The sequence below is a fragment of the Prevotella sp. CAG:255 genome (genome assembly GCF_000431195.1).
In the GTDB taxonomy this organism is placed as follows: Bacteria; Bacteroidota; Bacteroidia; order Bacteroidales; family Bacteroidaceae; genus Prevotella; species Prevotella rara.
Genome location: NZ_HF986811.1, coordinates 1 through 22648, shown reverse-complemented (window position 1 = coordinate 22648; position 22648 = coordinate 1). Strand labels below are relative to the sequence as shown.

At 50.9% G+C, this 22648-nt stretch carries 24 protein-coding genes; 14 read left to right on the top strand and 10 right to left on the bottom strand.

The window, feature by feature from the left end:
• Nucleotides 1–154: 154 nt before the first annotated feature.
• The 3 genes from pta to QVO66_RS07440 all read left to right on the top strand — a co-directional run bounded on the left by pta (nucleotide 155) and on the right by QVO66_RS07440 (nucleotide 2866).
• The gene (gene pta, locus QVO66_RS07450) at nucleotides 155–1165 is read left to right on the top strand and encodes a phosphate acetyltransferase (RefSeq protein WP_021854829.1); all 1011 of its coding nucleotides are present in this window, start codon (nucleotides 155–157) and stop codon (nucleotides 1163–1165) included.
• Nucleotides 1166–1229: 64 nt separating this feature from the next.
• A complete protein-coding gene (locus tag QVO66_RS07445) occupies nucleotides 1230–1616 on the top strand; it encodes a four helix bundle protein (protein ID WP_021854828.1) in 387 nt (128 codons plus the stop codon).
• Nucleotides 1617–1672: 56 nt separating this feature from the next.
• Entirely contained in the window at nucleotides 1673–2866 is a 1194-nt protein-coding gene (locus tag QVO66_RS07440; RefSeq protein ID WP_021854827.1) for an acetate/propionate family kinase, read from the top strand.
• A gap of 178 nt (nucleotides 2867–3044) precedes the next feature.
• Here QVO66_RS07440 and QVO66_RS07435 read toward each other — a convergent pair whose 3' ends face one another.
• The 7 genes from QVO66_RS07435 to efp form a co-directional block, all read right to left on the bottom strand.
• Nucleotides 3045–3812: a UDP-2,3-diacylglucosamine diphosphatase gene (locus tag QVO66_RS07435; protein WP_021854826.1), complete on the bottom strand. Its 768-nt coding sequence runs from the start codon at nucleotides 3810–3812 to the stop codon at nucleotides 3045–3047.
• A 32-nt stretch (nucleotides 3813–3844) separates the two neighbouring features.
• A complete protein-coding gene (locus QVO66_RS07430) occupies nucleotides 3845–4165 on the bottom strand; it encodes a metal-sulfur cluster assembly factor (RefSeq protein WP_021854825.1) in 321 nt (106 codons plus the stop codon).
• A gap of 278 nt (nucleotides 4166–4443) precedes the next feature.
• On the bottom strand, nucleotides 4444–5016 hold the full coding sequence (locus tag QVO66_RS07425) for a hypothetical protein (protein WP_021854824.1): 573 nt from the start codon (nucleotides 5014–5016) through the stop codon (nucleotides 4444–4446).
• A gap of 402 nt (nucleotides 5017–5418) precedes the next feature.
• Entirely contained in the window at nucleotides 5419–6111 is a 693-nt protein-coding gene (gene radC, locus QVO66_RS07420) for a RadC family protein (RefSeq protein ID WP_021854823.1), read from the bottom strand.
• A 162-nt stretch (nucleotides 6112–6273) separates the two neighbouring features.
• Nucleotides 6274–6642, bottom strand: a complete 369-nt coding sequence (locus QVO66_RS07415) for a four helix bundle protein (RefSeq protein ID WP_021854822.1) — start codon at nucleotides 6640–6642, stop codon at nucleotides 6274–6276.
• Between the two features lie 205 nt (nucleotides 6643–6847).
• A complete protein-coding gene (locus QVO66_RS07410) occupies nucleotides 6848–7885 on the bottom strand; it encodes a glycosyltransferase (RefSeq protein ID WP_021854821.1) in 1038 nt (345 codons plus the stop codon).
• 174 nt (nucleotides 7886–8059) lie between these two features.
• Nucleotides 8060–8626: an elongation factor P gene (gene efp / locus QVO66_RS07405; protein ID WP_053398423.1), complete on the bottom strand. Its 567-nt coding sequence runs from the start codon at nucleotides 8624–8626 to the stop codon at nucleotides 8060–8062.
• A 260-nt stretch (nucleotides 8627–8886) separates the two neighbouring features.
• Between efp and rpmH the strand changes: the two genes are divergently transcribed.
• The 10 genes from rpmH to QVO66_RS07355 all read left to right on the top strand — a co-directional run bounded on the left by rpmH (nucleotide 8887) and on the right by QVO66_RS07355 (nucleotide 16773).
• Nucleotides 8887–9042 (top strand): 50S ribosomal protein L34, encoded by a 156-nt coding sequence (gene rpmH / locus QVO66_RS07400; protein ID WP_021854819.1) that lies wholly within the window; start codon nucleotides 8887–8889, stop codon nucleotides 9040–9042.
• 104 nt (nucleotides 9043–9146) lie between these two features.
• Nucleotides 9147–9860 carry a PASTA domain-containing protein gene (locus tag QVO66_RS07395; protein ID WP_021854818.1) on the top strand — a complete coding sequence of 238 codons (714 nt, stop codon included), beginning with the start codon at nucleotides 9147–9149 and terminating at the stop codon, nucleotides 9858–9860.
• 63 nt (nucleotides 9861–9923) lie between these two features.
• Entirely contained in the window at nucleotides 9924–10973 is a 1050-nt protein-coding gene (locus QVO66_RS07390; protein WP_021854817.1) for an RluA family pseudouridine synthase, read from the top strand.
• A 9-nt stretch (nucleotides 10974–10982) separates the two neighbouring features.
• Nucleotides 10983–11999, top strand: coding sequence for a D-alanine--D-alanine ligase (locus QVO66_RS07385; RefSeq protein ID WP_021854816.1), 1017 nt, complete (start codon nucleotides 10983–10985; stop codon nucleotides 11997–11999).
• Nucleotides 12000–12092: 93 nt separating this feature from the next.
• Nucleotides 12093–13247 carry a 1-acyl-sn-glycerol-3-phosphate acyltransferase gene (locus tag QVO66_RS07380; RefSeq protein ID WP_021854815.1) on the top strand — a complete coding sequence of 385 codons (1155 nt, stop codon included), beginning with the start codon at nucleotides 12093–12095 and terminating at the stop codon, nucleotides 13245–13247.
• Nucleotides 13244–13936 (top strand): NigD1/NigD2 family lipoprotein, encoded by a 693-nt coding sequence (locus QVO66_RS07375; RefSeq protein WP_287603593.1) that lies wholly within the window; start codon nucleotides 13244–13246, stop codon nucleotides 13934–13936. Before QVO66_RS07380 ends, QVO66_RS07375 begins: the two co-directional genes overlap by 4 nt.
• Nucleotides 13937–14311: 375 nt before the next feature.
• The gene (locus tag QVO66_RS07370) at nucleotides 14312–15277 is read left to right on the top strand and encodes a GIN domain-containing protein (protein ID WP_288172724.1); all 966 of its coding nucleotides are present in this window, start codon (nucleotides 14312–14314) and stop codon (nucleotides 15275–15277) included.
• A 62-nt stretch (nucleotides 15278–15339) separates the two neighbouring features.
• Nucleotides 15340–15813: an RNA polymerase sigma factor gene (locus QVO66_RS07365; RefSeq protein WP_021854811.1), complete on the top strand. Its 474-nt coding sequence runs from the start codon at nucleotides 15340–15342 to the stop codon at nucleotides 15811–15813.
• A gap of 23 nt (nucleotides 15814–15836) precedes the next feature.
• On the top strand, nucleotides 15837–16349 hold the full coding sequence (locus tag QVO66_RS07360) for a hypothetical protein (protein WP_021854810.1): 513 nt from the start codon (nucleotides 15837–15839) through the stop codon (nucleotides 16347–16349).
• Between the two features lie 13 nt (nucleotides 16350–16362).
• Entirely contained in the window at nucleotides 16363–16773 is a 411-nt protein-coding gene (locus QVO66_RS07355) for a DUF5024 domain-containing protein (RefSeq protein WP_021854809.1), read from the top strand.
• A 273-nt stretch (nucleotides 16774–17046) separates the two neighbouring features.
• Here the strand turns inward: QVO66_RS07355 and QVO66_RS07350 are convergent, their stop codons facing one another.
• The 3 genes from QVO66_RS07350 to QVO66_RS07340 all read right to left on the bottom strand — a co-directional run bounded on the left by QVO66_RS07350 (nucleotide 17047) and on the right by QVO66_RS07340 (nucleotide 20574).
• Entirely contained in the window at nucleotides 17047–18246 is a 1200-nt protein-coding gene (locus tag QVO66_RS07350) for a GH25 family lysozyme (RefSeq protein ID WP_021854808.1), read from the bottom strand.
• Complete coding sequence (locus QVO66_RS07345) at nucleotides 18243–19166, bottom strand: hypothetical protein (protein ID WP_021854807.1); 924 nt, start codon at nucleotides 19164–19166, stop codon at nucleotides 18243–18245. The genes QVO66_RS07350 and QVO66_RS07345 overlap by 4 nt, the downstream gene beginning before the upstream one ends.
• Before the next feature lie 106 nt (nucleotides 19167–19272).
• On the bottom strand, nucleotides 19273–20574 hold the full coding sequence (locus QVO66_RS07340) for an inositol-3-phosphate synthase (RefSeq protein ID WP_021854806.1): 1302 nt from the start codon (nucleotides 20572–20574) through the stop codon (nucleotides 19273–19275).
• A 373-nt stretch (nucleotides 20575–20947) separates the two neighbouring features.
• Between QVO66_RS07340 and QVO66_RS07335 the strand changes: the two genes are divergently transcribed.
• On the top strand, nucleotides 20948–22120 hold the full coding sequence (locus tag QVO66_RS07335; RefSeq protein WP_288172723.1) for a MalY/PatB family protein: 1173 nt from the start codon (nucleotides 20948–20950) through the stop codon (nucleotides 22118–22120).
• Nucleotides 22121–22648 lie beyond the last annotated feature (528 nt).

Below are 22648 nucleotides of genomic sequence, written 5' to 3'. Positions count from 1 at the left end.
GCAGTTTGATTTCTGCCTGCATGGCGAGCTTTTTGATTATTATCGTTTAATTAATCAAAAAAAAGGAATAGCCCAATGTTATTCAAATTATTTTTTCTACTTTTGCAAAGTAGAAATTACAAAACACACATATATATTTAAAAACTACAAAACTATGGATTTAGTTCAGCAAATCATTGAGCGCGCTAAAAGCAACAAGCAGCGCATCGTGCTCCCCGAAGCCACAGAGGAGCGCACTTTAAGGGCAGCCGACATGGTGCTGGCCGAAGGTGTGGCTGACATCATTCTTATCGGCAATCCCGGTGAGATAAGCTCTCTGGCAGAGCAGTGGGGCCTGAAAAATATCGACAAGGCTACTATCGTTGACCCGGAGAACAACCCCAAGAGCGAGGAATATGCAGCCCTGCTGGCAGAGCTCCGCAAGAAGAAGGGCATGACCATCGAGCAGGCTCGCGAGCTGGTTAAGAATCCTCTCTATCTCGGATGTATGATTATAAAGACTGGCGGAGCCGACGGACAGATATCTGGAGCACTCAGCACAACGGCCGACACTCTGCGTCCGGCTCTTCAGATCATCAAGTGCACCCCCGGAATCACATGCGTCAGCGGCGCAATGCTGCTCATCACAAAGCAGCCTCAGTATGGCGAGAACGGCGTGCTCGTAGTAGGCGACGTTGCCGTTACACCTATGCCCGACGCACAGCAGCTGGCTCAGATTGCCGTTTGCACAGCTCAGACAGCCAAATCAGTTGCAGGCTTCGCTGATCCCCGCGTGGCTATGCTCAGCTTCTCAACAAAAGGCAGCGCAAGCCATGAGGTGGTTGACAAGGTGGTTGAGGCTACAAAACTGGCTAAGGAGCTCGATCCGTCTCTCAAGGTTGACGGCGAACTGCAGGCCGACGCAGCCCTCGTGCCTTCAGTAGGCGAGAAGAAGGCTCCCGGAAGCGACATCGCCGGTAAAGCCAACGTTCTCGTATTCCCATGCCTCGAGGTAGGCAACATCAGCTATAAGATGGTTCAGCGTCTTGGCGGTGCCGAGGCCATAGGTCCTATCCTTCAGGGTATCGCCCGTCCGGTTAACGACCTCAGCCGCGGCTGCTCAGTAGAGGATATTTACAAGCTGGTAGCCATCACGGCATGCCAGGCAATGGATGCAAAAGCATAATTAATAATTTAAGTAGTTAAAGGAGTTATAGTAGTTAAAGAAGTTAAAGTCAATAGCCTTGCAGATGAACAACTTTGAGAGCGTGGTGGCATGGCAGAAGGCCTACAAGTTTACCTTGCTGGCATATAAGGTAGCCAACACCTTTCCCGAATGTGAACGCTTCGGACTCTGCTCTCAGTTTAAAAGAGCTGCGGTTTCTGTTCCGGCCAATATTGCTGAAGGATATAAAAAACTCAGCAAGGCAGACAAGCTGCGCTTCTATAACATCGCGCAAGGAAGCATTGAAGAATGCAGATGCTATGTTTATTTGTCGAAAGACCTTGGGTATGTTGATGCTCCGGTTTTCAACGAACTGATGGGAGCTCTGTCTGATGCAAGCAGGCTGCTTAACGCATATTGCAAGGGTGTGATAAATAATGGCTATGCTGATGATGGCCAACAGGGCTATTGACTTTAACTACTTTAACTACTATAACTACTTTAACTCCCGATAAACAACTTATAACCATGAAAATTTTAGTATTAAACTGCGGCAGCTCGTCTATCAAGTATGCACTTTACAACATGGACGACAAGTCTGTCATGACATCAGGCGGTGCAGAGCGCGTTGGTCTCGACGGCGCTTTCGTTAAAGTGAAGCTGCCTAACGGAGAGAAAAAAACTGTAATGCACGACATTCCCGAACATACAGAGGGAGTGAAGTTCATCTTCTCACTGCTCACCGATCCTGAAATCGGCGTTATTAAAGACCTCAATGAAATCGACGCCGTTGGCCATCGTATGGTGCACGGAGGCGAGAAGTTCAACAAGAGCGTGGTGCTTACCGACGAGGTGCTCAAGACTTTTGAAGAGTGCATCGACCTGGCTCCGCTGCACAATCCGGCCAACCTCAAGGGTGTTAAGGCCGTCAGCGAGCTTATGCCCGGTCTGCCTCAGGTAGGCGTGTTCGATACAGCCTTCCATCAGACAATGCCCGCACACTCATATCTCTACGCCATACCGTATGAGCTTTATGAGAAATATGGCGTGCGCCGCTACGGATTCCACGGAACAAGCCACCGCTATGTGTCAAAGAGAGTGTGCGACTTCCTGGGCGTAAATCCTGCCGACAAGAAGGTCATCACCTGCCACATAGGCAACGGAGGCAGTATAGCTGCCGTTGACGGAGGCAAATGTGTTGACACATCAATGGGTCTCACACCGCTCGAAGGTCTCATGATGGGCACACGAAGCGGTGATATCGACGGCGGTGCCATAACATTCCTTGAGAAGAAACTCGGTCTCGACGCTGACGGAATGTCAAATCTGCTCAACAAGAAGAGTGGTGTGCTCGGCATAACAGGCATCTCTTCAGACATGCGTGAGATAGAGTCTGCCAACGATGAGGGCAACGAGCGTGCCAAGCTGGCTCTCGACATGTACAGCTACAGAATAAAGAAATACGTTGGAGCCTATGCTGCTGCCATGGGCGGATGCGACATCATCGTGTTCACCGCAGGCGTTGGCGAGAACCAGGCTTCTATGCGTGAGGATGTATGCAAGAACATGGAATACATGGGTGTTAAGCTCGACGTTGAGAAGAACAAGACCATCCGCGGTGAGGAAGCCATCATCTCTACTCCCGACTCTAAGGTTACGGTATGCGTAATTCCTACCGACGAGGAGCTGATGATTGCAACAGACACAATGAATCTGCTGTAATCTTTACACGGATAGCATATAATAAAGGTGAGAAAGCATGTGCGTCTGATATGTCATGACGCCGTCTTTCTCACCTTTTTTTATTTGTTGAGGCTTGCGCCCCGTGCGTGTTGTCGCTGTTGTTGCGGCCTGATGCTGTGCAGTATGCCGCCGTTGTTGTGCCGTAGATGCTGAAGGCTTATGGCTTGCTCTCGCCCTCGGCGTATTCTTCGAGGAACAGGTGCTCGCCGTCGAACACAACGTATGTGAACTGCCATATCCAGTCGCCTATAATCATCATCCGCGTCTTGCGCGACAGCATGAGGTCGAGCTCTATGTGGCGGTGTCCGTAGATGAAATAGTCGATGTCCGGATGGGTCTTCATATACTTCTTGGTGTATTTTACCAAGGCTTCCTTGTCCTCACCCTGATAGGGCGGCTCCTTTCCGTCGGCACGCTTCATGCGGCTGTGCTTGGCCCATGTCAGTCCGAACCAGATGCCCCAGCGCGGATGCAGCGCGCTGAACATGCGCTGGCAGACGCGGTTGTGGAACACGCGGCGTATGAAGTTGAACTTAGGGTCGTGGTCGCCAAGGCCGTCGCCGTGTGCCATGTAGAACACCTTGTCGTATATGTCTACGGTCGTTGGCTTGGTGTGTATGATTACGCCGCACTCTTCTTCGAGATAGCCGTACATCCAGATGTCGTGGTTGCCGGTGAAGAAGTGCACCTCGACGCCCATGTCGGTCAGCTCGGAGAGCTTGCCCAGGAAGCGCGTATATCCCTTGGGCACGGCATATTTGTATTCGTACCAGAAGTCGAACATGTCGCCCAGCAGATATATTGCCGCGGCCTTGTTCTTTATTTCGTCAAGAAACCGCACCAGCCTGCGCTCCTGCGTGCGGCCGTGAGCTATGGCCAGCGAGCCCAGGTGTGCGTCGGACAGTATGTAGACATTCTTTCTCATGGTGCAGATGTTTTAGTATTTAAGATATGCTGTTATTCGAATCCCAGCTCGAGGCGTGCCTCCTCGCTGAGCATGCTCTGGTCCCATGCGGGCTCGAACACGAGGTTCACCGTGGCCGACTTTACGCCGTCGAGGCTGTCAACCTTCTGCCTTACGTCCTCGAGGATGAAGTCTGCCGCCGGACATGTGGGCGCGGTGAAGGTCATGTCGATGTCCACGGTGGCGTCGTCTTTCACGTCAATCTTGTAAATCAGTCCGAGGTCGTATATGTTTACGGGTATTTCCGGGTCGTATACAGTCTTGAGCACATCTACTATTCTCTCTTCTATAGCTGTTTTTTCTTCTTGAGTCATGATTCTTATGTTATGATTAGTTGCATCATCTGTGTGCAGGCCGCTGCTTGTGCCGTGCCTGTGTGCCTGTTGCATAATAGGGCAATACAAAGATAGGTGAAAAAAAGCGTATTACAAAATTTATGCCGTTTTTTTGTGCCGTGCGGCGCTCTGTTGTGCCACGGCTGTTGCCCTGTCTGTGCAGCGGAGTGGTGTTGGCTGAGATTGGACTTTGCGCAAAAAGAAGCCCGGACGCAAGCGTATGGCAGAAGGCGTCCGGGCGGATTCAGTTGTAGTAATTATTGATTGTCTTGCTGTTTTTCGGTTGCAGGCAGAGTGACAGTTGTTGCTGTGTAGTCCTCAACTTGTTTTCCGTCGATTTTCACGTTCTTGATGTTGAGTGTCAGCGTCAGCTTGTTGTCCTCCCCGTTGTATGATGCTGTCGTAACGGCCACGTCGGCAGTAGCCTTCACGGTGTTCTCGCCGGCCTGGTATTCAAAGTTGCAGATGCAGCTGTCGGCTGTCATGCTTACAATGTTGTTGGCATATCCGCTTATTCTGTAGCTTACGCTGCATGTGTCGGCCTTGTATGTGTTGAGCGCCTGCTCGAGGTTTTCTGCTGCAACAACGTCCTTTATGATGTTGCTTACGGGCAGGTTGAACTGCATGTCGGCTGTTCCGAGAGTTACGGTCATTGCCGAGTCGGCTGTAGCTTCGCCGTATTCCATGCTGTTTACATATGTGCCGGGCATTGCGCTGAGTACTTCCTGTGGTACGCTTACGCCGTTGTCTTCATCGTCGTCGCAAGATGTCATTGTTGCTGTGAGGCATAAGCCCATGATAAATCCAAATATTAATTTCAAAGATTTCATTGCTTTTTTGTTTTTAATTTTACGTTATTTTGTTTGTGAGTACTCGTAATTGTAAATGTTACGGCGACAGAAAACTTGCATGGGGGTATGGTTAAAACTTGTAAAAATATATTTTCTACACTGAAAACTCTGTCATTCTCTGCCGTCGTCAATGCTTTGCTGCCGGCCTTTTTCTGCTGCCTTTCACCGGCGTTGCATTGACCTGGATTGTGGCGATTTAGGCTGTTGTATGGTATTGCCATTGAGACTGATTTCTAAAAGACCGCCTTTCGCCTTCCGAAAGGCCACATATTGCACGCTAAAAGGCCACCTTTTAGAAGCTAAAAGATGGCCTTTTGTAACGTGTTGGATGTCAGGCTGTTGCGCGGTTGTGTGCTTTGCCTTTGCAGGGAGGCGTTTTCCTTACAGCCGTCCCTCCTCCGAATAGCTGTAATATCGTCCGTCGGTGATTATCAGATGGTCGAGAAAGTGCAGGCGCATTATCTCGCACGCCTTCTTCATGCGCTGCGTCAGTCTGTCGTCGTCGCCGCTCGGCATGGGGTTGTTGCTCGGATGGTTGTGGCAGAGCACCACGATGGTGGCGTTGCACAGCAGTGCGTTCTTTATCACCACGCGTATGTCCACGGCCGTCTCGGTTATGCCGCCGTGCGACAGCTGCATGTCTTTTATCAGCTTGCAGTTCTGGTTCATCAGCAAGATCCATGCCTCCTCTTCGCTCAAGTCCTGCATCTTTGGGTGCATAAACTCGTAGATTGCAGCTGCCGAGTCGAGCCGCTTGCGCTCTTCAGCCTTCTCGGCCTGGCGGCGCTTGCCCAGCTCGCAGGCTGCCAGTATGGTTACGGCTTTGGCCGGTCCCAGGCCCTTGTAGTTGCCGGAGGTGAGCTGGTCGATGCTCATCTTGCCGAGAGAGTTAAGGTTGTTGTTGCAGTCGTTGAGCACTCTCTTCATGAGGTCTACCGCACTTTCTTCGGGCGAGCCCGAGCCTATGAGTATAGCCAGCAGTTCGGCGTTCGACAGCGCCTGTGCCCCGAGCCGCATCATCTTTTCGCGTGGCCGGTCGTCCTCGGCCCATTGGTTTATGCTTAGTTTTGACATATTGTTCTAAATTGAGAATTGAGAGTTGAGAATGGAAAATTATGATTTGCCTTTTTGATTATTATTGTGTTGCTTTGTTTGCAGATTGGACGTGTACAAAACAAGTTAGATTGTTACAAAATGTAGAAATGGGGTAATAGCAGGGCACGTAAATATCTCTGCTTATGGCACTAAACTGCTTTTTGATGTTTTTATAATTTTGGTGAGTATGCGTATAATTTCCTCGTTGTCGTTCATCATAGATTGCAGTTGCCTGTCCGTAATATAATGGCCGCTGTTAAGCATTTTCAGCCAATATTCCGTTTCGTCGGCTTCTTTTAGCGCAATGCTCAGCTTATGTATAAAGTCAATTTTGCTTTGTGCGTTTCTGCTTTCAGCTGTATTGGCTCCGATGCTTGTGCCGCTTCTAAGTATCTGATTTGCTATAATGTGTTCGTGTTTCACCTCAACAAGGTATCTGTACATATTGACTATACGTGCAGAAAAGGCCTCGGTCTTGGTTAATATTATGTTTTCTTTCCGTTGTAGCATTAGTGTTGTTTTAAGGTTATAAAGGTAAAGAATAAGGTTGTAAAGGTAAAAAGAATGAAGCGTATGCCGATTGCATGAATTAAATATGCAGCTGGTTGCTGTCAGCAGATTGCTTTAATTGAAGAATTGAGAATGAATAATCAGATTACATCAAAATTATACCTTTCAAAGGTAATCATAATTATCCATTCTCAATTCTCCATTCTCACTTATAAAAGTTTTTGTCGAATGCATGAAACTCGTCGTGCTTCAGCACGCAGCGCTTCCACCATGCAGTGATGAATCCGCATCCGTAGCCGAACAGCTGGATGAACGATGCCGGGATGCTGAGCAGTCCTACCTTAAAGCTGCGGTTGCTTATTGACGAGTCGATGAGTATCAGCAGGCAGTAGAGAAGTATCGGAAGCCAGGGCCCGGCGCACAGCCAGTACCACTTGTCTATACTGTCGTATTCCATCAGCACACGCCCCACGGCAGATGTCAGCACCAGGGCCGTCACGCCTACGGTGAACACCGTCGGCAGCATGTGCACTATCTTGAGCGATTCGGGATACTTCTTGTAAAGGTTGATGCGCGCTATTCCGCTGTTGAATACCTGCCGGTAGAACTTGCGGAAGTCGGTGCGGCGCTTGTGCCACACCCATGCGTCGGGGAACAGGCGGCAGTTGCAGCCCGCCTTGAATATGCGTATGCTGAAGTCGATGTCCTCGCCGAAGCGCATCTTTGAGAATCCTCCCAGCTTCAGATATACGCTGCGGCGTATGCCCATGTTGTACGAACGGGGATAAAACTTGTCGAGTTTCTTCTTTCCGCCCCTTATGCCTCCGGTGGTGAAAAAGCTTGTCATGGAGTAGCTTATGGCCTTCTGCGTGTCGGTGAACGAGTCGTGCGCGCGGTCAGGACCGCCAAAGGCGTCGGCCCCGGTCTTGGCCAGTTCGGCGTCTACTGCCGCGAGATAGCCCTCGGGCAGCACCACGTCAGAGTCGAGCACAATGAGATATTCTCCTTTAGAGCGCTCCGCTCCATAGTTGCGGCTCTGTCCCGGTCCGCTGTTCTTCTTCATAAAATACTGAATGTCGAGCGCTCCGCTGTATCCCTCGCATACGCTCTTGCATGTGCGTGTGCTGCCGTCTTCAACAATAATCACCTCAAAGTCCTTCACGGTCTGTGCCGTAAGGCTCTTCAGCAGTTCGTCAACTTCCTCCGGGCGGTTGAACACCGGTATGATAAAAGAATATTTCATTTGTCCTGTAAGGTTAACGGTTACTTTATGTTTGCACCTCCTCTGCATGGAGGATTATAAAAGAGAAGGAGCCAAGCCTTCGGTAAGGAAACCGCATCGCGATGTGTCAGCGGTCGCCGTGCCGAAGCCCTGGCTCCTTGTTTGTTTATGTTCTCAACGTCAGGTTGAGCATGCTTATTCCTTTACACGGTTCAGATAGCTTCCGTCGCGTGTGTCAACCTGGATGAGGTCGCCTTCGTTGATGAACAGCGGCACTCTCACCTCAACACCGGTTTCGAGTGTAGCCGGCTTTGTGGCATTGGTAGCTGTGTCGCCCTTGATGCCCGGTTCGCTGTGTGTTACGCGCAAGTTTGTCTTTACAGGCATTTCGGCATAGAGGATAGTTCCGTCTGTAGTGTCGGTTACAACCTCAACGATGTCGCTCTCCTTCATGAAGTCAACGCCGATGATAGCGTCCTTGGCGATAGGAATCTGCTCGAAAGTTTCCTGGTTCATGAAGATAAGACCTGTTGTATCCTCATAAAGATACTGATACGGACGGTGCTCTATTCTTACGTCTTCGAGCTTGAAGCCAACCTGGAATGTGCGCTCCAGAACGCGGCCGTCGGTCACGTTCTTCAGTTTTGTACGCATAACGGTGTTACCCTTACCTGGCTTAACGTGCTGGAAGTCGATGCAAATCCATACCTGATTGTCCATGCGGATGCATGTTCCTTTTTTAATTTCCTGTGAGTTAATCATTGTTCGTAATATATGAATTTATTGTTGATTCCTGACTGCTGACGGGCGGGCGCCTCGTCTCTTGCTGCGGGCTTTTGCCCCGTGCCAAAGCATCATTATGTTGTAAATGTTTGGCTTTCAGGGCGCAAAGTTACGATTTTTTTAGAAAAAAACATAAAAGTTTGACCTAAAAAACGCTTAATTCTTGGTTATTTAAAAAGAAATGTGTACTTTTGCAGCCCAAAGCGAGGAATAAAATAAACAATAAATAATTAAATAAGATGAAAAGAACATTTCAGCCGCACAACAGAAAGAGAGTGAACAAGCACGGTTTCCGTGAGAGAATGGCTACAAAGAACGGCCGTCGCGTGCTTGCAGCACGTCGTGCAAAAGGGCGTAAAAAGCTTACAGTTTCTGACGAGAACCACGGTAAATAACCAAATGTTCCAAAGAAATTAAACGGGAAATGAGAAAGAAGTAAAGTAATATCTTTGCTTCTTTCTCTTTTTTTTATACCTTTGCAGAAAAACCTACGACATAGATGAAGACAAAAGATTTCTTCGGAAAAATCTTTAGTTTAAGGCTTTGGGCCAACTTCCTTGCAATGTTCCTGGTTGTTGTCCTGCTGTGCTGGGGCGTGAAGATGGGCATCGACATATACACCCATCATGGCGAGAAGATAAAGATACCGGACGTGAGGCATAAGCTCTTTGCCGATGCCGAGCATATCCTCAACGACAGAGGCCTGCAGATTGTTGTCAGCGACACCGGATACGTCAAGACGCTTCCGCCCGACTGTATCCTTGAACAGTCGCCCGAGGCAGGAAGGGAAGTTAAGTCTGGCCGTGTGGTTTATGTCGTCATCAACTCTTCGAGCTCGCCGATGCTGACCGTACCCGACATCATCGACAACTGTTCTTACCGCGAGGCGCGCGCCAAGCTGATGGCAATGGGCTTCAAGGTCGGCCCGACGGAGTTTATCCCGGGCGAGAAAGACTGGGTGTACGGGCTGAAGTCGAAGGGCAAGAGCCTGCGCAACGGACAGAAAGTGTCGGTAAACGACGTGCTCGTGCTTCAGGTGGGAGACGGCATGCGCGACATGAACGACTCGATAATATACGCTGATCCAGATTTCTATTATGACGGCAGTGCCGACTCTACCATGCATCACGACATGGCAGACCCGTCGGTTCAGGGCGTGCAGACGCAGGGAGGCGATGTCGACGAGTTTGAGGTGGTCACCGGTCCGGAATGATGATGGCTGCCATGGCCGTGCGGGTTATGATGCCGCAGGCCTTCTGTAAAACGAGATATTTATATGACAGACAATTATATAGAGGAACTTGAGGACGACGAGCAGCAACAGCTGTATGAGCATCTGCGCATAGTCGTGGACAAGGGACAGATGCCCCTACGCATCGACAAGTACATGTTCGAGAAGCTGCAGCACACAAGCCGCAACCGCATTCAGCGTGCGGCTGACGCCGGATTCGTGCATGTCAACGACGTTCCGGTGAAGAGCAACTATAAGGTTCGCCCGCTCGACGTCATAACCCTGATGCTCGACCGCCCTCAGTATGACAACACAATAGAGCCCGAGGACATTCCGCTGGATGTGGTCTATGAAGATTCGGAGCTGATAGTGATAAACAAGCCTGCCGGACTTGTTGTCCATCCGGGCTGCGGAAACTATCACGGCACGCTGGTCAATGCCATAGCATGGCATCTGCGCGACCTGCCTTCGTATAACCCCAACGACCCTGAAGTGGGCCTCGTTCACCGTATAGACAAGGACACAAGCGGCCTTTTGGTCATTGCCAAGACGCCGGACGCAAAGACAAAGCTCGGCGCACAGTTCTTCAACAAGACTACACACCGCAGCTATAACGCCATGGTGTGGGGTAATTTCACCGAAGATGAAGGGCGCATTGAGGGCAACATCGGCCGCGATCCTAAGGACAGGCTCCGCATGGCGGTGTTCTCGCCCGACTCGGGTATAGGCAAGCATGCCGTAACCCACTACCGCGTGATAGAGCGCTTCGGCTATGTCACGCTGGTTGAGTGTATCCTCGAGACCGGCCGCACCCATCAGATACGTGCCCATATGCGGCATATCGGCCATCCGCTCTTCGGCGACGAGCGCTACGGAGGCACAGTCATACTGCGCGGAAACCGCAGCGGCAGCTACAAGCAGTTTATAGAGAACTGCCTGAAGATATGTCCGCGCCAGGCGCTTCATGCCCGCACGCTCGGCTTCGTGCATCCAAAGACCGGCAAGCAGCTCGACTTCACCTCGCAGCTTCCTGCCGACATGGAACAGCTGATAGGGCGTTGGAGGACTTATATAAACGGAAATGAATTTAAATAAAAATATTGTATGAAGAATTTAAAGAGAACTATTGCCATCGTGTGCGGTGGAGATTCCTCAGAGTATGAGGTTTCATTGCGCTCTGCACAGGGCCTTTACTCTTTTTTTGACAAGGAGCGTTACAATGTGTATATTGTTGTTGTGAGAAGCCTTGACTGGCATGTCAACCTTCCAGACGGCACAACAGCCCGCATTGACCGCAACGATTTCTCATTCATGGAGAATGGTAAACTGGTGCAGTTTGACTATGCTTATATCACCATACACGGCACACCGGGCGAGAACGGCATCATGCAGGGATATTTTGAGCTTGTGCATGTGCCTTATTCAACAAGCAGCGTGCTTGTTGAGGCGCTCACTTTCAACAAGTTTGTGCTTAACCAGTATCTGCGCGGCTATGGCGTAAGAGTGGCCGACAGCCTGCTGATACGCAAGGGATATGAGGAGATTGTAAGCGACGACGAGATAGAGGAGCGCATCGGCATGCCTTGCTTCGTTAAGCCTGCGGCCGACGGCAGCAGCTTCGGAGTGTCGAAGGTGAAGAACAAAGACCAGCTTGCTCCGGCCATACGCAAGGCCATGCTCGAGAGCGAGGATGTGATGGTGGAACGTTACATGGAAGGAACAGAGATATCGATAGGCTGCTACAAGACTCACGACAAGACCGTGGTGCTGCCTGCAACAGAGGTGGTTACGCAGCGCGAGTTCTTCGATTACGACGCCAAGTACAACGGACAGGTGCAGGAGATTACGCCGGCACGCCTCAGTGAGGAGACCACAAAGCGCGTAAACGAGATTACAAGCCAGATTTATGACATACTCCACTGCAACGGAATAATCCGCATCGACTACATCATCAGCCGCGGAAAGGGCAGCGACGGACAGGAGGTTGACAAGGTGAACATGATAGAGATCAACACCACTCCGGGCATGACAGCCACCAGCTTTATTCCGCAGCAGGTTAAGGCTGCCGGCCTTAACATGACGGATGTGCTGACAGACATCGTGGAAAACCAGTTCAGATAAAATTCTGAAACTTTTTAAATATACGGTTAAGAGAGCTGGGATTGAAGGCTCTTTTAACCGTTTTACAGAATAACAATAAAATTTTTTCGTACTATGAAAGTTCCGGTTGAGTTTGACGAGATACGGCCTTTTGAGCCGGAAGAGCTTCCTCAGGCTTATGAAAGGCTGCTGGCCAATCCGCAGTTCAGGAAGGTTATTGAGTTTGTTTTGCCCGGAGTGCCGTTTGAGATGATCGAGAAGAAGATGTACTCGTGCAAGACTAATTTTGAGTTTCAGTTGAATTTTTGCTATGCTTTCTTGCAGAAGCTTGTCGATTCGTTCACGAAGGGCTTCTCGATGGACATTTCGTGCATAAGCGTCGACAGGCGTTACACTTTTGTGAGCAACCACCGCGACATAGTGATCGACCCTGCCTTCCTCGGCAAGGGACTTATCGACAACGGATTCAAGACCACCTGCGAGATAGCCATAGGCGACAACCTGCTGTCGCTGCCGTGGGTGAAAGACCTGGTAAGGGTGGTAAAGTCGTTCATCGTGAAGCGCGGACTGTCGCCCCGCGAGACGCTTGCCGCAAGCAAGGTGATGTCTGACTATATGTACTTCGTGATGGAGCAGAAGCACGACAATATCTGGATTGCACAGCGCGAAGGCCGCGCCAAGGACTCTGACGACCGCACGCAGCCGGCCATTCTGAAGATGATGGCCATGGGCGGAGGCAAGGGCAGCGTGGTGGAGAAGCTGAAGAGGCTGCACATTGTGCCGATGGCAATATCGTATGAGCTCGACCCATGCGACTTCCTGAAGGCTCAGGAGTTTCAGCTTAAGCGCGACATTGCCGGCTGGAAGAAGTCGGCACAGGACGATGTGGTGAGCATGCAGACCGGAATAACAGGCAACAAGGGCCGTGTGCATTACCATTGTGCGCCGTGCATCGACGAATGGCTCGACACGCTCGACCCCGAAATGCCCAAGACGGAGGTGTTTGACGTCATTGCGGCACACATCGACCACGAGATTCACCGCAACTACAGGCTCTATCCGCTCAACTATGTGGCGCTCGACACGCTCGACGGCGGCACGGCTCATGCCGACAAATATACAGACGAGGACAAGGCTGCCTTTGAGAAATATCTTGACGGACAGATGGCCAAAATAAATATTGAGAACAAGGACGAGGCATATCTGCGCGAGCGGATGCTCACGATGTATGCCAATCCGGCCAGGAACTTTATAAAGGCTTCAGAGTGAGAATAAGACGTTTTTTTATGCTGATGCCGCTCGTTGCACTGCTCATGGCGTGCAGCAGCGACAGCTATGATACGGGCGACGGCAGCCTGTCGTATATGGTGGCCGACTTTGTTGAGGCCGAGACCGACGCGTCGGCAAAGGTGGTGAGCATCGTAACCGACCGCGACGAGAGGCTCTGGCTTACGCGGAGCGTGAAGCTCGACTGGGCAGAAAAGCCCGACACGGCTTACCGTTCGCTTATATATTATAATAAGGTGAAGGACGGCAATGGGCAGTATGTGGCCGAGCCGGTGGGCGCGACGCAGGTGCTTACGCCTGCGGTTACGGCAACCGCCGACATAAAGGGAGGCATGAAGACCGACCCCGTGGTGTTCGAGAGTGCATGGAAAAGCCATAACGGCAAATACATCAACCTCGACCTGAGCGTGAAGACCGGCACCGTTGACGGCGAGTACGGCCAGCAGACGGTTGGCATGGCATGCGACGGCATTGACACGCGCACCGACGGCACGCGCCTTGTGCGCCTCACGCTGTATCACGACCAGGCATCAGTGCCCGAATATTATTCGGCCAAGCTCTACATGAGCATCCCCGTGGAGTATATCCCCATAGAGCTGTCGGCAGGCGACGAGGTGCAGGTCAGCATTGCCACTTACGGCGGCCAGGTTGTCAAGACCTTTGGTTTTTAACCGGCGACAGGCTAGCTACGACATAAAGAAACATCTCAATAAACACGCTAAAGCGCCCACAGGCATGCTGCCGCTTGCCGGTATCAGCTGCCTGCGGCACGGCTTTTACGCCGGGCATATGGCATCAAGTTTTACGAAAGGCCACCTTTTGGATTCCGAAAGGTGGCCTTTTGCCGTCTAAAAGGTGCCCTTTTGCAGGCTGAAAGACGGTCTTTTGCAACGCGTTGACAGTCAATCCGTTGCACGCCCGATAGCATGGAGTGCCACGGACGGATGCAAATTAATTCATGCCGGCATGAAAAAAAGTTAGTTTTTCGTGTCACAAATGGCAATGTTCTGCGTACTGATAACAGAAGAAACATTAAAAATAAGATTATGATGAAGTTTAAGTTATATCTGTTTTCGGCAATATTGGCCGTAATGCCGTTCATTTCCGGCGGATGTTCCAACAAGAATGTATCATACGAAGATGCCGGCACCGTGTGGTCAGGCCTGTTCTCAAACCATGATTCAAAGACCGTAAGAAAGACCCTGTCGCTGAAAAACTTCCACGGGATAAACGTTGTGAGCGCTGCCCAGGTGTACTATACGCAAGGCTCTGAATATAAGGTGGAGTTCGAAGGGCGCAGCTGCGACTTTAATAATCTGAGCTTCAAGGTGTCTGACGGAATACTTGTTGTTGGCTTCTCGAAGAAAAACAACTGGAAAGACATCGGCTCGCTCAACTGCAAACTTTATATCACGGCTCCGCGCATCGACCGCATAGCATGCAGCGGCTCGTTCTCATTCAGGGCAAAAACTCTGAAGACCGGCAGTCTGACCGTAAGCAACAGCGGCGCACTCAGGCTGTATGTTAACCAGCTTAAAACCGGCTCGTGCCGCATGTCAAACAGCGGCGCGCTGACAAACAACGGAGTTATAGACGCCGGCTCGTTCGACTTGAGCAACAGCGGAGCCTACAACAGCAGCGCACAGATGAAGGTTTCAGGCGATATGAGCGTAAGCAACAACGGCTCTAACAGTATCAGTGGCGACATCGAGGCGCGCAATCTGTATTGGAGATGCTATGGCGCTGACAAGTGCGAAATTGGCATTAATGCCAAAAATGTTGATTTCTATATTGATGGTTCAGGGAAAATTAACGGAAAGTTCAAGGGCGACGTGATGAGCATAAAATGCAACGGCGCGGCAAAAGTTAATATGGATGTCGACTGCCTTAGCGTAACCGCCAGCGTAAACGGCAACGGAAACATAGCGCTTTCGGGCACGGCCGACAAGATAGATATAGGCGGCAGCGGCATTTCTAGGATAGACACGAGCCGGCTTAACAACTTCGACTGACATGGCGACTGCATGTCCGGCGATGCCGGCAGATGCAATGTTTGAGCAAAAATAGTGTTTAGATGACAGCAGACGAATTCGAAAAGGAGGCTCTAAGCCTCAGACCAGCACTTACGGCAATGGCCGCGCGATGGCTCGGTGGCACCGACTGTGCCGAAGACCTCGTGCAGGACGCCATGCTGAAGCTTTGGGCTATGTGTGCCGAGCTGCGCAGCCCCATGGCTCCGCTGGCCCGTGTGCTGGTGCATAACCTCTGCATCGACTATCTGCGACGTCATCATTACACGCTGAGCATAGACACTACCGACGTGCCCGACCTCAGTAATGCCTCGGCCGACATCGAGCGGATAGAGCGCATGATGGCCATAGTGGGCACGCTGCCGCCTGCGCAGCAGATTATATTGCGCCTGCGCCATATCGACGGCATGTCGATGGCCGACATAGCAAGGCTTACGGGCGGAACCGAAGCTGCGGTGCGCAAGGCACTGAGCAGGGCCCGAATGGCCGTGAAAGAGCAGTATTTGCATAATATGTAACGACTTTATACATAACTACGGATATGAACGAACGTAAGATAAAAGAGATAGAAAGGCTTATCGGAAAATTCTTCGACGGAGAGACGACGCTCAGGGAGGAGCAGCGGCTGTACGAGTTTTTTGCCCGCCGCAGCGTGCCCGCCCGTCTTCAAGGCTATCGCGAAGTGTTTGCCGGCTTTGCCTCTATGCAGGCCGGAGAGCCCCGCCGTCTGAAGTTGCGCCGCGTGCTTATGCGTGTGGCAGCCGCGGCGGCCGTGGTGCTTATAGTGGTGTCTGCCGTGGTGGCTTATGCCGGCTATCGTGAAGACAGGCATCTGGCAAGGCTTTACGGCGGCAGTTATGTCATAGAGAACGGCCACCGCATAGACGACCTCAGCGAGATAAAGGACGACATAGAGAAGGCTCTCGACGATGCCGGACGCATAGAGCGCCGCATCAGTTCGGCAAACGTTGCGGATAATGCGGAGCAGGAGGTGCTCAACAGCATTGACGACCCGTCAGAGCGCAGGCGCATAAGCGAGATGTTGAACGATTAAAAATAATGTAACCATGATACGCAGACTGATTCTAATATTGTTTTTTACCTTAGGCACGCTGCTTGCCGCCATGGCTCAGAACAGCATCGACAGGCAGGTGGAACGCTATTCGGCGATAGGACAGAGCAGGTTTACGTCGGCAGTGGAGCGCGATCCGCGCACACGCAGGGTGCAGAAGGTGGTTAAGGTGCTCGAGCTTTATGACAAGGGTGTAAAGGCCCTCATTGATGCGTTCAAGGCTGAATCGCCCAACGGCGACTTCACGGAAAAGCGCGACAGCAAGGGCCTCACGATGATTCTTACCACAAGCCGTCCGCGTCAGAACCGTGTCTATATGCTTAAATGCGACTCGCCTTACAGCTTCGGTGCGCATGCCGGCAGTTACGGACACGCAAAGGTTACGATAATAATAAGATATAAATAAAAAAACGCCCGTGGCCAATGGCTGCGGGCGAATATGTTTCTTTGGCCGCTGTCTTGCGGCAGGCATGCCGGCGTGGCATGCTTATTATGCTTTTGTTACAGTCTGATTAGTCTTACTCTCGACCAGAGATTCTGATTTCTTTATGACCGGCTCCGGGAGCTGTTTATGTCGTTGAGGCATCTTATGGCCATGACATATCATGCTCTCGGAGCCGGTCTGGCGTTTGTTTTTCGGCGTCTTCTGCAGGAATCTCCATGCCGCCGCTTCACAAGTTTACTTTATTCTTTCGTTAATAAGAAACTGGTTAAACTGGTCGCGGTATCCGTTGAACACGTTGATGTCCACTTCACCGGTTATTCCGCTAACCCTTCCGTCGGGGCACAGCTGCCAGAACACTAGTCTCACTTCGGGCTTATATTCGCCGTAGCGCGCTATCCACACCATGTAGTCGCGCATAAGGTCGGGCGCTTCGGGCAGATATTGGTTCACAAACTGCTGGCTGACATACAGTATGGGCTTCACTCCCGTGCGCTGTCTTACGATGTTTAGCCACGTGCGTATGCGGCTGAACATGGCTGCCGGACCGCCCATTGCCTTTACCTGCGACGGCGTTGGCTCTACGTCGAGCACCGGCGGGAAGTCGCCTTTGCTGAAGCGCGAGTGCTTCAGGAAGAAGTATGCCTGCTTCGATGCCTGCGAAGTGTGCGAGAAGAAGTGGTAGGCGCCGCAGTGTATGCCGTACTTCCGAGCCTGCTGATAGTCGGACAGATAGTATGGATTGCGCACACTTGTGCCTTCGGTCGACTTTATGTATACGAACGACACGGGGTAGTCTACGGTTCCGCTCACTTTCTTGCGGCTTATTTTCCCAAGGTGTGTTATGCGCACTTTGTTCCAGTGAATGGGATATTTCTTGCGTCCCTTGCCGTGCTGGTAGCGTGATATGTCAATGCCGTAAATCCTTTCGGCCGTGTAGGTCAGGCGCTCGCCGCGGAATTTTCCTGCCTTCCATTCGCCTGTACGGGCTTTTCCGGCAGCGCTCATGGAGCATCCGAAGCCGCTGTAGAGGCCGTCTTTCCAGTTGCCGTTGTAGAAGCTGCCGTCCTTGCCGAAGTATATGCCGTGGCCTTCTTCCACCAGTTTACCGTTAAACTCGCCGATGTAGGTGCCTGCCGAGTCGTTTCTGATGCCTCTGACAAGCGAGTCGGCTCTCCACATACTCGTCACTGTGCGTCCCAGCGAGTCTGTGGTCTGGCCCAGTCCGTCGCGCTTTCCGTCTTTCCATTGTCCGCTGTAGACTATGCTGTCCTTAAATGTCAGCACGCCATAGCCGTTGTATTTGCCGCCCGAAAGTTCTCCGCGGTAGCAGTAGTCGCCGTTCTTCACGACGCCCGTGCCCTCGGGAGTCTTTACCGAGCATGCCGACATGAGCAGCATTGCTGCGGTTGCAGCTATATAAATAAGTTTCTTCATGGCAGCAAGTTTTTAAGTGCTAGGCCGAAGTTTCCCGTGCCTGTTATTCTTCCGTTATAGCTTATGCCCATCATGCGGCCGTCTGACGTATATATGGCAGCCCCGTCTGGAGCCAGCATCGGCGGAATGTCGTGGCGGCTTTTGCCCGTTGCCTTGCCGCTGAATGTGATCGCCTTTGCCCCATTGACGTCATAGCGGTTGAGCATGCAGCCCGGATATGATGCCACGATGATGCCTCTTTCTGCATCTGTCGCAGGCGTAAACCACTGATGAAGATACGTCGGCGATACATTGTCGGGCGTTTGCTTGTCTGATGTCTGTATTATTCTGAATGGCTTTTCGCTTGCAGGAGTTATCGTGTTGCAGGCTATTCTTACGGTGTGTCCTGCCGTGTCTTTATGCAGCAGGGTGTATTTGCTCACCAGTCTTATGGCTGCATTCTTGGCCGTTTGGGCTTTCCTGATGATTTCCAGGGCTTTTTCGGCCTGTTCTTTCTGCTGTTTCAGCCGTCCGTCAAGATAGGCCATCGTGTTGTATCCGTCGTCGTTTACGTTGTGGACGCTCAGATAGTATCTCAGTTCCTCGTCCTTTTTGCTTAGCGATTTTATAGCACTTTCAAGTCTTTCGGCCGTGTTCTTTATCACGTTTCCGATGTTCTTGTTTGCAGTTGCCATTGTCTTGTAGGCCATGCTGTCAGGGTCGGTTGTCAGAATCATGCCGTGGCACGACGGCATGAAGGCATACTTGTTCACCCAGCAGCCGTTGATTATGCTACGCTTGGTTACCGACGAGTCGGCCGAAAGCATGATGTTGTCAGACATGCAGCTGTCTGTCAGCGCGTCGAACCATGCCACGGGCTTGCCCGAAACCGTGAGTTCGTAGTAAGACTTGTGCTCAATCAGCGCAGCCCCGCGTTCCATCTTTTTTGTTGAGCGCGGCATTAATGACATGACGTATATAACAACTACAATCGCCACCGGCACTGCCGGCAGCGATTGTAAGATTATACGTGATGTTCGCTTTCTGTTAGTCGATTTCTTCATCAGCCTCGTAGCCTCCCATCTCGCGGATTGCATTCTTCAGCATTGTGTACTGCTTGAACAGGTCGTTTACGGCCTCTTCGCCCTTTGTATAGTCGTGCATAGGGCTCTTCAGGTAGAAGCTGAGGAAGCGCTGTATGCCGTAGCGTCCGGCTCTTGCTGCCAGGTCGCTGAGCAGACAGAGGTCGAGCAGCAGCGGAGCTGCAAGGATAGAGTCGCGGCAGAGGAAGTTTATCTTTATCTGCATCGGGTAGCCCATCCATCCGAAGATGTCGATGTTGTCCCATCCTTCCTTGTTGTCGTTGCGTGGAGGATAGTAGTTGATGCGCACCTTGTGGTAGATGTCGCCATACAGGTCAGGCTGTTTGTCGGCTTTGAGTATTGTTTCGAGTGTAGACAGCTTGCTCACCTCCTTTGTACGGAAGTTCTCGGGCTCGTCGAGCACAAGACCGTCGCGGTTGCCGAGGATGTTGGTTGAGAACCAACCGCTCATTCCGAGGCAGCGTGTACCGATGATAGGAGCAAATCCGCTCTTGACCAGTGTCTGTCCTGTCTTGAAGTCCTTGCCGGCGATAGGCATCTTGGTCTTCTCGGCCATTTCCCACATTGCAGGTATGTCCACAGTTGTGTTAGGAGCACCCATTATGAAGGGAGCGCCCTCTGCGAGTGCGGCGTAGGCATAGCACATAGACGGTGCGATGTGCTCGCGGTCGTCTTCCTTCATTGCTTTTTCAAGAGCGGCGAGCGTGCCGTGTACCGGCTCATATACAGGTACGTAGATTTCGGTAGATGCAGCCCAGATAACAACGATTCTTGCGCAGCCGTTTTTCTCCTTGAACGAGCGTATGTCCTCGCGCAGCTGTTCAACCATTTCCCAGCGTGTGGCAGCGTCTTTCACGTTGTCGCCGTCGAGTCTTTTGGCATAGTTCTTGTCGAAGGCAGCCTTCATCGGAACTATCTGCTCAAGCTCTTCACGCACGGGGTTGATGTCTTTCTCCTTGAGCACCTCGGCATACATTGCTGCCTGATATGCGTTTTGGGGATAAACGTCCCATGTACCGAATACGATGTCGTTGAGGTTAGTAAGCGGAACGATGTCTCCGTATGCGAGATATTTCTTGTTTTCGCCTTTTCCGACGCGTATTTTGTCATACTGTGTCATTGAGCCTACAGGCTTTGCAAGTCCTTTGCGGGCCATCAAAACACCGGTCATGAATGTTGTGGAAACGGCTCCACAACCGACCACTAAAATACCCAGTTTACCTTCTGCAGGTTTTACGTTTGCCATTTCTGTTTCTTTTTAAAAATTTTTATTATTGTTTTTTATAATCAGTTCCTTTCGTTTGAATTGTGCAAATGTAATAAAAACTTTTTATGATTTATTGGTTTTTATATATTTTTGTATACTTTTCGTTGATTTTGCCTTATTATGCCGTAAAAAAGGTATATGCGGTTTGGTTTTTCTTTTGTAATTTTGTGGCGGCATTGAACAATGCTTACAAAAGGCTTTGCCGTTTATGGCATGTCTTTCTTGGGGCACCGGCTGTTTGTGCTGCCATGCAGGCGGAGTCGGTGCCATGCCGCAAGGGGTGTCAGTGGCCCGTTCCGGGCGTCTGACAATGGAGCCCCTGCATAGTTTACACCTTATTATATTATATGTTATGGCTAAATTTAATTTTGACGAGATAGTCGACCGAAGGGGGAGCGACTGTGTTAAATGGGACGAGACAGATGTCGACGGCATGCTGCCGATGTGGGTGGCGGATATGGATTTCCGCACGGCTCCTGCCATAATCGAGGCGCTGCAGCGCCGTGCCGCGCATGGTGTGTTCGGTTATGAGCACGTGCCTCAATCTTATTATGCGGCCGTAGTTGGCTGGTTTGCCCGCCGCCATGGCTGGACTTTCCGTCCCGAATGGATAATTTACACTACGGGAGTGGTGCCGGCAGTGTCGGCTGTCATCAAGGCCGTTACCGTGCCGGGCGACAAAGTGCTGGTTCAGACGCCTGTCTACAACTGCTTCTTCTCGTCTATCCGTAACAACGGATGCATAATAGAGGAGAACAAACTGGTTTATTCCAACGGAACGTATTCTGTTGATTTTGAGGACTTTGAGCGCCGCGTGGCTGATCCTTCGGTAAAGGCTTTCTTGCTTTGCAACCCTCATAATCCGGCAGGAAGAGTGTGGACGCCCGACGAACTGCGCCGCATGGGCGAAATATGTCTGCGCCACGGAGTGTTCGTTATTGCCGACGAGATACATTGCGACATAGTGATGCCGGGTTATAAGTATACGCCTTTTGCATCGCTGTCTGACGAGTTTCTTGCAAATTCGGCCACATGTACGGCCCCGACCAAGACGTTTAACATTGCCGGACTGCAGATAGCCAACATCATAGCCGCCGATGACACTGTCCGTAAGAAGATCGACCGCGCGATAAATATCAACGAGGTGTGCGATGTAGGTCCATTTGGCGTGGTGGCTCTTCAGGCTGCATATAATGAGAGCGAAGGCTGGCTCGACGAGCTTTTGCCGTATATCAAGTCTAATTATGATTACCTTTGCGACTTCTTTGCTGCTCATATGCCTATGCTTAAGGTGCTTCGTCTTGAGGGCACTTATCTCGTTTGGGTAGACTGCACGGCGCTTGGCCGCACGTCTTCTGACATTATCAGCGAACTGAAGGACGGCGAAAAGCTGTGGCTTAACGGCGGAGATATTTATGGAGAAACCGACCGGCCGTTTGTCCGCATAAACATAGCTTGCCCGAGAGCAACGCTTGTTGACGGACTTAACCGCCTGTTACATTATGTAGAGCGCATCGTTAAATGATGCGCTTTTTTTGTTTATGTTCATGGCCTTTTGGCGTTTCATTTTCCTGTTTGCGTAAGTTTCAGAAAGGGTAGCTTTTCTTTCCTTTTTCAAAAGGTATGCTTTTGCGTTCCGTTTGTTATCCTTTTATCGTGTAAAAGGTATGCTTTTGTCCTCTAAAAGGTGTCCTTTTGCAGCCGGTCCTCAGATTGGTGTGTTTTACATTTGTCATACATCCGGCTTTAAAAGCCTATAACGTCCATTCTGTCAGCGTTTTATGGCGTTGCTGACTGCCCGTATGGCTTGCCGTACAGCCTTGCATTTCTCCTGCCGTTCATGAATATTGCTGCTTCATGACAGGCTTGACCGTAGCATCGGCTGTCGTAACCGGTAACCGGCCGGCAGTTTTCTTTCTTTGGAATTCAAACTCCTTTAATTTCTGCCATCAGCCTTTGGTTTTTGCCATTTGTGTATGATTTTCATCCTTTCCGTCCGGTCTTATTTCCCGTTCCAGTGTCACAAGTCTGCCTATTTCTTTTGTAAAATATA